General features: G+C 25.1%; 5 protein-coding genes and 1 other RNA gene. 4 read left to right on the forward strand and 2 right to left on the reverse strand.

All coding sequences use genetic code 11. The annotated features are described in order from the left end of the window. Window positions 1–115: 115 nt before the first annotated feature. Together dnaJ and MBFIL_RS09560 are read left to right on the forward strand one after the other, a co-directional pair. On the forward strand, window positions 116–1,258 hold the full coding sequence (dnaJ, locus tag MBFIL_RS09555) for a molecular chaperone DnaJ (protein WP_066973922.1): 1,143 nt from the start codon (window positions 116–118) through the stop codon (window positions 1,256–1,258). Between the two features lie 821 nt (window positions 1,259–2,079). After that, window positions 2,080–2,517, forward strand: coding sequence for a hypothetical protein (locus MBFIL_RS09560; RefSeq protein WP_066973924.1), 438 nt, complete (start codon window positions 2,080–2,082; stop codon window positions 2,515–2,517). A gap of 297 nt (window positions 2,518–2,814) precedes the next feature. Here the strand turns inward: MBFIL_RS09560 and MBFIL_RS09565 are convergent, their stop codons facing one another. Further along, entirely contained in the window at window positions 2,815–3,690 is an 876-nt protein-coding gene (locus MBFIL_RS09565; RefSeq protein WP_066973926.1) for a DUF4013 domain-containing protein, read from the reverse strand. Between the two features lie 263 nt (window positions 3,691–3,953). Between MBFIL_RS09565 and MBFIL_RS09570 the strand changes: the two genes are divergently transcribed. After that, window positions 3,954–4,361: a hypothetical protein gene (locus tag MBFIL_RS09570; RefSeq protein ID WP_066973928.1), complete on the forward strand. Its 408-nt coding sequence runs from the start codon at window positions 3,954–3,956 to the stop codon at window positions 4,359–4,361. 258 nt (window positions 4,362–4,619) lie between these two features. Beyond that, window positions 4,620–6,389 carry a helicase C-terminal domain-containing protein gene (locus tag MBFIL_RS09575; RefSeq protein WP_066973930.1) on the forward strand — a complete coding sequence of 590 codons (1,770 nt, stop codon included), beginning with the start codon at window positions 4,620–4,622 and terminating at the stop codon, window positions 6,387–6,389. Between the two features lie 189 nt (window positions 6,390–6,578). Here the strand turns inward: MBFIL_RS09575 and rnpB are convergent. Next, an RNA gene (rnpB, locus tag MBFIL_RS09580) (RNase P RNA component) lies at window positions 6,579–6,862 on the reverse strand. Window positions 6,863–7,313 lie beyond the last annotated feature (451 nt).

A 7,313-nucleotide genomic window follows, 5' to 3' on the forward strand; every position in this document is an offset into this window, starting at 1 on the left:
ATTATTTAATAAACATTAAAATAATTATTATTAAATAGCTATTAGTAAAACAACAAATATTGACTATTTTACTATACTATAGCTATTATTTCAACTTTTTATACTAGGTGAATCGATGGCAGAAAAGCGTGACTACTATGAAGTCCTTGGAGTGGAAAAAGAAGCCAATGAAAAAGAGATAAAAAAAGCTTATCGTAAATTGGCTATGAAATACCATCCTGATGTTAGTGAGGAAGAAGAAGCTACAGAGAAATTTAAAGAAATAAGTGAAGCTTACGCTGTTTTATCAGATGAAGATAAAAAGCAAAAATATGATCAATTTGGTCATGCTGGAATGGATGGATTCTCCACTGAAGACATATTTAGAAATGCGAACTTTGATGACATATTCTCAGGTTTTGGCGGGTTTGATGTAGGAAATATCTTTGATATGTTTGGATTTGGAGGAGGAAGCAGAAGACGAGGTTCTCAAAGAGGTTCGGACATTCAAAGAGAAGTAAGTATAACTTTAGAAGAAGCAGCAAGTGGTGTTGAGAAAGAGATTAGAGTGAGAAGATACACTACCTGTCCAAGATGTAATGGAAGCAAATCAGAACCAGGAAGCAGTCCTGAAACATGCCGAACATGTAATGGAACAGGACAAGTAAAACAAGTGCATAATACCATTCTTGGACAGATGATGAATGTAACAACATGTAGAGAATGTAATGGAGAAGGAGTAATCATCACAGATCCATGTACAGAGTGTAATGGAAAAGGAAGAGTCCAAGAAGAAACAAATATCGATATTAAAATACCTGCTGGTGTTGAAGAAGGATCAAGACTTAGAGTCCCAGGAGCAGGAAATGCTGGAGAGAAAAATGCAGGATACGGGGACTTGTATGTCAGAATCTACATAAAGCAACACAAATTCTTTGAAAGAGAAGGACCAAATCTATACTTAGACAAACAAATAAGTTTTGTTCAAGCAAGTCTTGGAGATAAAATTGATGTTCCAACAATAGATGGTGAAGTAGAACTTAAAATCCCAGAAGGAACACAAAGTGACAGTGTATTTAGGCTTAGAGGACAAGGAATGCCATATTTACATGGATCAGGAAAAGGAAACCTATATGTTACAGTACAAGTAGTAGTTCCTCAAAAACTAAATGTGCAACAAAAAGAATTACTCGAAGAATTTGCATCAATAAGTGGAGAAGAAATCAATAAATATGAAAAAGGATTCTTCGATAAGGTTAAAGATGCTATTAACCATTAAACACTCTTATTTTTTTTATTAAATTTTATTTTCTTTTTAATTATTTGAAACAAACTTTTGAAAAAAGTTTGAACAAAAGTTATTCCAAAATTTAAGCATTTTAAACATAAGAAATGCTTTTATTAATTTGAAACAAACTTTTGAAAAAAGTTTGAACAAAAACTATTCCAAAATTTAAGCATTTTAAACATAAGAAATGCTTTTATTAATTTGAAATAATAACTATATGTATGAAAGAATTATGATTAATTAGCTAGCTATGAATTCCATTTTCTTAAATAAAATCATAATATATAATAATCCATAGTAATATTATTAATATTATTAACTAATTTTATATATTGAATTAAATAATTGTTCATTTGATAATTTTCTATCTATTTTTGTTAAATTGATTAATTTCTAACTAGTTACTCCCCCCTATATCATATCCCAAAGAGATTTAATAATTTATGTCCTATTATATCATTCGTTTACTTAATTATATTCAACACATTAAGTGCAAGTATCTTAATATTAGTTATTAGTTTAAAATTATACAGTGTTAATTATAAGATTGATAGAGATAATAATGTAATAAAATTATTAATGAGTTAATAAAAATGAATGAAAATTATTTATTATTAAAAAAATATAATAAATTAAAAAACTATATAATAAATAAAAAAATAATATAAATTATATTAGTTTATAAATGAAATTAATGATTATTTAGGGTGATTATTAACTAATCGCTAGTTAGTGAATCAAAACAGAGCAATTATCTAATGATTCTATGATTTAACTGAAAATTTTTTATAAAAGCAAAGAGATGTGTAAAAATGAAAGTGAGTAAAATTTTAATAATAATACTATTTAGTTTGTGCATATTTGGTTTAATATCTAGTGCTAGTGCAGCAACTAGTAAAACATATAAAATTAAAACTAAAGTTGGAAAAGGAAATTATGGTGTTATTACTACAATTAAATTGAAAAAGAATGATAATGTTATTGTTTATTATAATATAAAAACTAGCAAACAAATACCAAAAAATACTATTATTATTTCTAGGGGATTAACTAAAACAAGTTATAAGTTAGGTACTGTTAAAATAAAATATACTAAGATAAAAAAGGTTAAAAAAAATAAATATACAACTAAATCATACAAAGTGAAATATGATAAAAGAATAAAAGTACCTAAAGGTTATAAACCTTATAGTATTAAATTTACTTATTATAAACTTAAAAAACCTGTTATTTGGTATAAAGTAAAGTAAATTAATTCATTTATTCTTTTTTTTAAACTCCATCATCAATTATTGCCTATTGTTTCCGATTTAAATTATTTTGACTTTAATCCAATGGTATAAGAACATTCTTAACAACATATTTTTATATAGCTGCTTATTCTTTTCATATAATCTTCCAACCCACTATTAAAATCAATTTCATTATTAATAATCTAAATCATGTAAATAAATAAAATAAATAAAATAAATAAATAAATAAAATTTTTTCTTATTTAATCGGTTATTTAACTTAACTAAATAGATTATTATTTTAAAATAATTATTTTATAAGCTTCTCCTGTAAGTAATACCTATTGCCCTAGATACAAAAATTACTAAATATGGACAAAATAATAATCCTGCTATAAAAATACCTATAAAGGGTATAATTGCAAAAACAGCTATTATAGCAGTAGCTATTATTAAAATAATTCCAAGTACAATTAAAAATACTATGTAATTTCCCCATCCAATTTCTCTTATTTTATTAAACACGCCTTTTATATTAATAACTTCTTTTATGTTATCAGTTTCAGATAATCTTGCAAGTGCAGCTATCAAAAATATACTTGCAATAATTGTTAAAATATAACTTATTGAACCAACAATAAATAAATTATATGATACTAATGTTGGAATTGATGTAGAAACAACATCATGAGCATGGTTATTAATATAGCTAACCATTGGAGTGATTACAGTAAAATATCCTAATATAAATGTTATTATTGCTGGAATTATGTTATAAATTATAGAAACTACCAATACTTTTAATCCATCTTTAAATGACTTAGTAAAGTTAAAATTTAAAATATTAGAATCTATACCAGCTATTGTATTTCTCATAATATCAACTACAAAACCTAGGATAAATATCACTATAACGAATGTTATGATATCGCATATTAAACCAAAGAGAGTAACTCCACCAACTATATCCCCTGTAATTAAAGCTGGGTTTAAACCAACTAATGTTCCAATGAAACTTGCTGCTACATTTGCACTTAGTATCATTGGATTAAATACTGATGCAACATTCACTAACATATCTATAAGACTAATAATTCCAAGCAAAAAGAAAAATACTCCTAATGTAACTACTTTATTCCAATCCTTAGAGGGATATATAAGAGCTTCTTTAATGTTTCCCATAATATTCATTTTTTCACACCTTATTAACTGTACTTTATTTAATCATACAGCTAAAAATATAAATCTGGAACATATAATATAAAGATTAATCTAAATTATAAAATTTAAAATTCAACAATAATTCAAATGTAAAATTCAATCAATAACTTAAATGTAAAAAATATATTCCATATGTAAAAAATAGTTTACATTATATATAAAGTTTATGATATAATAAATGTGGTAAAAAATTAAAATCAAAAGGGATATGTTAAGATAAAAGAGGTATAGCAATGTATTTAATTACTAATATCCAAGATAACACACTAACTACAGGAATAATTAATGAAAGTACTCAAAAAATAAAATATAAAGTAGATAAAGATATAGAAAATGTAATATATATTAACAACAATCGTGAAGAAGTAAAATGGGATTTAGGAAGAGTAAATATCTCTAAATATGAGTTAAATATGGAAAATATTGATAAATTTTATAAAGAATTGGAAAATATTATGGAACCTCCAATTAAAGATAAAAATATCTTTGTAAATATTATAGTTAACACAAATTTCCTTGCATATGCTATTTTAGAAATAGCTATTAAAAAATTTAATGTTCAAGAGGTTTTCATCATAAACAATGGAAAATTAGAAAAAGGACATCCTTGTGGTTGTGCTCCAGAAACCATGGGAATTTAAATTAAAAAATGATTCTTTTCATACTAATTATAAAACATCCTCTTTAATTTGTATGTTCTAATTACTCTATTATTTGCCCTAAATTATTACCTTAATTTTAAGTATTATTCCAAATATTACTTCTCAAATGCTCTTGGACAAACTTTCTATATTTATAAATCATAATATAAATTAGACAAAATTTCTTATAATAATTATTTTAAAATAAATTTGATTTAAGAAATTTAAATAGAGTTTTGAGAGTTTTGAGGAATTTTAATGTTGGTTGAAAAAAATTTGAGGCAAAATATAATTCATGAAAATTATGTAAATAATAATAAATTAAATGATAAGTTAAGTAGTAAATTAAATGATTTAAAAATTATTTCAAAAGAAATCGAAGATAATTTTCCTTTTGATAATCCTAGAGAAGGACAATTAGAGATAATTTCAGAAATTGATAATGCAATTAAGAATGGTTATAAATATATTGTTTTAGAAGCAGGAACTGGAACTGGAAAGTCTGTGATTGCTGCAACACTTGCAAAAATATACAATCCTTCTTTTATATTAACAATGACTAAACAACTTCAAGAGCAATACATTAATGACTTTGGAAACCTTGGATTTCAAGCAGTTAAAGGTAGAAATAATTTTAAATGTTTAGATAAATTACAGAATCTAAGTAGAACTTCTAAAGATTTAAATTGTGATAGTGGAAGTTGTATGGAAAGATATAATTTTAATTGCGGCTACGGGCTCACAAATATAGACTCTGATGATTTTGAATGGTCAAAACATGCTTTTAAAAAATCAAGTTGGAGAAGCAACACTCATTGTAAATATTTAGATCAAAAATCAAATGGTATAAACTGTGATACAGTTATAATGAATTATGACTATGGATTATACGAATTTAACTATCCTCACGATTTTAAAAAAAGAGAATTGTTAATACTTGATGAAGCACACAATATTGAGAAGAAAATAATGAGTTTTGTTGAAATTGAAATATCTAAAGAAGAGTTAAAAAATGAAATTAAGATTGAAGTAAGCTCTGAAGAAATTATGAATATGGAAAATAAAGGGTCTGAATCATGGTTAAGCTTTATAAACTTTTTAATTCGGAAATATAAAAAAGAATTGAAAAAAGTAAAGACTAAAGTTAAAAGTAAGAATATTTCAAAAAATAATACTGAAACTGAAAGAACAATCCATCATTTAAAAGAAGAAATAGAGAAATATAAACGTTTTGTAAAATATATTGAAAAAGACCCTAAAAATTGGGTAATGGTTCATAATAAAGAGAGTTTGTATTTCAAACCATTAAAAATACATGAATATGCAAAAGAGTATCTTTTAAAATTTGGTGAAGTTTGTTTATTTATGAGTGCCACTATTCTGGATTATAAACACTTTGTTAAATGGTTAGGACTAAATCCAAAAGAAGTATACTCCATTAAAGTTGAAACACCATTTTCTTCAGATAAAAGACCTATTAACTCAACAAATAATGTAGACATGAAATTCAACACATTATCTAAAAATGCACCTAAAACAATTAAAATGATTAAAAATATTTTAGACAATCATGAAGATGAAAAAGGGTTAATTCATGCAGTTAGTTACCAATGTGCGCAATATATAGCTAACAATATCAATGATCCCCGAGTTATAACTCATAATTCTGATAATCGAACAAAAATATTAAGAAAGTTTGAAAAAAGCAAAAAACCATTAGTTTTACTTAGTCCTTCAATGAGTGAAGGCATTGATTTACCTTATGAAAAATGCAGGTTTCAAATTATATATAAACTACCTTTTCCAAGTACAATGGACAAACAAGTCAACATGAGAGCTAAAAAAGACAGGTATTGGTATCCCTATCAAACAATAATGAATTTAGTTCAAACATATGGAAGAGGAATGAGAGCTGAAGATGACTACTGCAATACTTATATATTAGACAGTCGTTTAAAGTTCTACACAGAAGAAAGTCCATTATATCGTAGATTAGTACCTAAATTCTTTAAAGAAGCTATTATTTAAATATCTATTAATATATATAATAGTAGCTTTATTTACCTTTATTTACTTCATAATTTCTGTTAAATCCTAAACTCGTCAACAATCAAACAAAAATAAAATAAGTAGCAGTTAAATTGAAGAAATAGCTATTGATTTATTAATTTAATTATTAATTTAAAAATAAGCAAAGTAATATTATTATATGGAATAGTATGTACATGAGTAACCCATCTTCTGTTTAACAGCATTCATCTTTGCGAACTACTTTGCCTCTAACAGTTGTCATTGGCTGTTTTGTTCTTGCACCCTATAGATTGGCCGTTTCACCGATCCTTTTAATGTCAATCTGCAAAATGCATCATAATCATTCATTAAAAGACGTTTCGTTTCTGCTCCAGAGTCATACTTCTCAGCATGTGCCTTTAGACACTATAGTTCTGTGTGGTGGACGGAGTTTCCTCGAGCTAAAAGCTCAGCAGCTGTCTTCGACTTACTATTCCATAATGTAAGTAATTAGATAAATAAAACTATTATTAATATATTTTATATTAATTTATAACCTTATACTTTAAATGATTACTTAAATTATATTTATAATAATCAATATGATATATATTTTACTATTAATAAATATGAAAAGTAATAAGTAAATATATACTCCCATTTTCCTTAAAATTAGTTTATTAAGTAGATAAAGATTAAATATATAATATTTAATGAAATTAGTGGCATTTATTCCTTTATAATATTGTAAAACATCCCCTATTAACACCTATTAACACTAAAAAAATTTCACAAAGTTTCAATTTAGGTATTTAAGGAGATCTTCCATAATTCATTGATTAGTTAATTGATATTTATTGGTTTATATTGTGATGATGAAGTAATATTAAGTTAAAATAAGGATTATTATTTAGTTTATTGGGTTTTAAGTGGGTTATGTTT

It is taken from the genome of Methanobrevibacter filiformis, assembly GCF_001639265.1.
Lineage (GTDB): Archaea > Methanobacteriota > Methanobacteria > Methanobacteriales > Methanobacteriaceae > Methanacia > Methanacia filiformis.